Source organism: Isachenkonia alkalipeptolytica (assembly GCF_009910325.1).
In the GTDB taxonomy this organism is placed as follows: domain Bacteria; phylum Bacillota; class Clostridia; order Peptostreptococcales; family T1SED10-28; genus Isachenkonia; species Isachenkonia alkalipeptolytica.
The window spans coordinates 1-825 of sequence record NZ_SUMG01000061.1 but is presented as its reverse complement, the minus strand read 5'-3'; the positions used below and the strand labels follow the sequence as shown (position 1 = coordinate 825).

Annotated in this window: 1 rRNA gene; it reads left to right on the top strand. The window is 45.7% G+C overall.

The window, feature by feature from the left end:
• Nucleotides 1–142: 142 nt before the first annotated feature.
• Nucleotides 143–825: ribosomal RNA gene (locus ISALK_RS14865) — 23S ribosomal RNA — on the top strand; the annotation flags it as partial.

Genomic DNA, 825 nt, shown 5'->3' with positions numbered 1-825 from the left:
AAATTAGAACGACCTCAGTTTTTGGGAGTGATCCCGAGAATTGTTGTAAAACTAAGCGTAGTCAATCTCGCAGGTAAATTATAATATTCACCTATTGTTGAAGAGAGTAATCTTTTTTAACAGTAGTAGAATGAAATAGCAAGGTCAAGTTAGTAAGAGCAAAGGGCGAATGCCTTGGCACTAGGAGCCGATGAAGGACGCGATAAGCTGCGATAAGCTACGGGAAGCTGCAAATAAGTGTTGATCCGTAGATTTCCGAATGGGGAAACCCACTTGGGCTAATACTCAAGTACCCATAACTGAATACATAGGTTATGGGAGGGATACCGGGAGAACTGAACCATCTAAGTACCCCGAGGAAAAGAAAGAAAACTCGATTCCCCAAGTAGCGGCGAGCGAACGGGGAGGAGCCTAAACCATAAAACTTTGTTTTATGGGGTTCGGTTAACACATCAAAGCGACCGCTGTATAGCGTAAGGGATCTGGAAAGATCCACCAGAGAGGGTAAAAGTCCCGTAGGCGAAATACAAAAGAAGCGAGTGTTATACCAAAGTACCACGGAACACGTGAAACTCTGTGGGAACATGGGAGGACCACCTCCTAAGGCTAAATACTACCTAGTGACCGATAGAGAATAGTACCGTGAGGGAAAGGTGAAAAGAACCCCGGGAGGGGAGTGAAATAGAACCTGAAACCCTTTGCTTACAAGTTGTGGGAGCCCGTTAATGGGTGACCGCGTACTTTTTGTAGAACGGGCCAACGAGTTATGTTGTCAAGCAAGGTTAAGTACTCCAGGTACGGAGCCGAAGGGAAACCGAGTCTGAA